The 2,436-nt window shown below is 62.6% G+C and carries 2 protein-coding genes and 2 pseudogenes; 1 reads left to right on the top strand and 3 read right to left on the bottom strand.

What is annotated here, in order from left to right; genetic code table 11:
• The 3 genes and pseudogenes from AC0Z42_RS29685 to AC0Z42_RS29675 all read right to left on the bottom strand — a co-directional run.
• Window positions 1-348: pseudogene (locus AC0Z42_RS29685) on the bottom strand (hypothetical protein); the annotation flags it as partial.
• Window positions 349-373: 25 nt separating this feature from the next.
• On the bottom strand, window positions 374-874 hold the full coding sequence (locus AC0Z42_RS29680; protein WP_485471640.1) for a hypothetical protein: 501 nt from the start codon (window positions 872-874) through the stop codon (window positions 374-376).
• Between the two features lie 20 nt (window positions 875-894).
• Entirely contained in the window at window positions 895-1,086 is a 192-nt protein-coding gene (locus tag AC0Z42_RS29675) for a hypothetical protein (RefSeq protein ID WP_485471639.1), read from the bottom strand.
• Between the two features lie 733 nt (window positions 1,087-1,819).
• On the opposite strand from AC0Z42_RS29675, the pseudogene AC0Z42_RS29670 reads away from it, so the two are divergent.
• Window positions 1,820-2,436: pseudogene (locus tag AC0Z42_RS29670) on the top strand (hypothetical protein); the annotation flags it as partial.

Genomic DNA, 2,436 nt, shown 5'->3' with positions numbered 1-2,436 from the left:
CGCGCCGGTTATGTAGATCCCCAGGACTACGAACGACAGGCTCAACCCGGAGCGCCATCCGGAGCGGCTTTGGTCGCCGCCGCCCCGGTACATCGTGTAGAACTTCCATCCGAAGGCCAGGATGCTGAGAAGGCCGAACACGAGGATCGCCGTCGGCACCCAGTTCCGGGCGTCTCCTGGCACGCCTCGGCTGTTGAGAGGCGAAAGATAGGCCGCGTCCATAAATGCCAGCATGAAGCCAAACAGGGCGAGCATATGAAGCAAGGGCGGGCGACGGTTTATGAGCGATCGGTACACGCCGATCAAGTGGGCCCAGCCCAGGATGGTTAACGCGAGTAGAAATGGCATAGGAAACTGAGTTCGGTTTATGTCGTTACTGCTGCGGTCGGCTATCGAGCCATTCGCCCGCTACCTGGGCCGCATCGTGCCAAGCCTGGTCGGTTAGATAGGCCAGGTAGGCGTCGGCCACCGTATCCAACTTGGCGCGGCTGAGCCATAACGCCCGATCGTCGTCCCCCAAAGCGTTCCACCAAGCGGCGCCGGCCTCCTCGTCCTGCTCAACTGGAAACACCCCACCGCCCACTTCAACGCCGTCCTGCAGCAAGTGGAGACGCCAACCACCGCCGAGTTTGGCCTCGCGTGGGACGATAGAATGGTCGTACCAGGTGCTGTTGTCTTCCGGCAGCGGGAGGCGGCGGCCGACCACCAGCTCGCTGGCCAGGTGCTCGCGGCGGTGCCGCTTTTCGCGGAACAGGGCCCCGTCGTGGCATTGCACCAGCTCGGCGTCGAGCTGAGCGATTTCTTCTTCGATATGCGCGCGGTCCTCGTCAGTCAGCACCATGCTGTCGCCGTCGTGGTCATGATGTTCATTCATGTGATTGCCCCTTTGATCCGTCAGTACACCTCAAGGACGAAGATTTCCTTCGTCTTGCCGGCGAATTTGTTAAATGGGTCGGTGACGCGCGCCTCGCGAACGTCGATGGTCTCGTTGCAAATGTTCGGGTGCTGCTGGTCTGGGTAGGCCACTCCGACCGCCATATCCGGCGGCAGGTTCGCCAGCAGTTCGCGTAGCTCATTAACCGTCATGAAGTGACTCCTTATACGAGAGTGGATTGTGCCCGCTGCCATTTCGTGAAATCGACCTCGACGTGGCGGAGCCCGAAACTGCGCAGCTCTTCCAAGGCGGTTTCTATTTTGGCGTACGGCTTCGGGCACTGCCGCGCTGACTTGACGACGAATTCCTCCCGACCGCTCAAAACGATTGCCCACCGCCGACCGTCAAAGCATTCGATTACCGCACGGGTGACAGCCGCGGAGGCGATCAAGGTTTTGGCGGTGTCGATGCTAACCGGTGTTTTCGGTTTGTCGGTTTTAACAGATCCCACGTCTTGCGCTCACATAATGAATAAAGTGTTCGACAGTTTATATCAAAGTGTGGACTGATATCACCTAGTTCACATGTTCGATGCGCTCGGGACTGTCCATGATTGCCACAACGTGGCCGCCCAGGTCACATAAGTGCTGCGCTAATAAGATGGGGTACCCCTTTGAAAAGTGGAGTTATCAAAGGGCGGAAAAAAGTACGGTAAAATCGACTGCTTGCAGGGCACCATTGTACCTTCACCAATAATCCATGCGAAATCAGGCACTTGCCGAGGCTGCATCGAGCGCGCCAGCTAGACCCACGATCCGGACCCACCATGACGACTGCCAGCAATTTCGGCTTTACCGCGCCCGCGTGCACATTGGTGGCGCGCGCCCTCCAGTCTGGCGCGATGCCCGCGTCGCACACCAGGCGAGGCGGGGTGTGAGCGCCCCGATGCCGGACCGCCTGGCCACGGACCAGCTGTCGGAGTGGAATGAGTTCCTGGCGTGGAAACGGCGCCAGGCCGCGCCCGCGTCCGTCGCCGGCGATGACGACGGCGACAGCGACAGCGAAGCGCACGACGTCCCGCCGGATAGGTCCGATCCGGCAGGCCTTGTCGCCGACGCGGCTCGCGCGCGGCGGCCGGTGGCCCGTGTCCACCTGCACCGGGGGCATTTCGCGTTCATGCGCTGCTACATTGAGGGCCTCGATATCGGAGCGCGCTGGGACCACTACCTCGGCCAGCACGGCGAGGCGACCGACCTGCGGGCGGTGCATCGGGCCGTGCGCCAGCTGCGGGGCGACCTGGTGGCCATCGCACGTCGGCACGACCGCCATGGCTTGGCGCGACTGTTGGGGCTGAACGTACGTGACATGGGTGGTACCGCGCCGTCGGCCTCGCGCCCGACGCTGGACGCGTTCGTGGCCGAACGTGGTCTGGAGGACTGGTCCATGAACGAGCAGCTGCGCTACTACGAGGAGGACCACGGTGCGCCCACGCGGCGCGAGCGCGCCGGCGCGCGGCTGCTGGCACGCCAGCTGGCTGCCCTACGCTGGCTGGAGCAGCAGGC

This window comes from Janthinobacterium sp. 1L-D-8-B-C4, from assembly GCF_057291295.1.
This window is presented reverse-complemented; position numbering and strand designations above follow the sequence as displayed.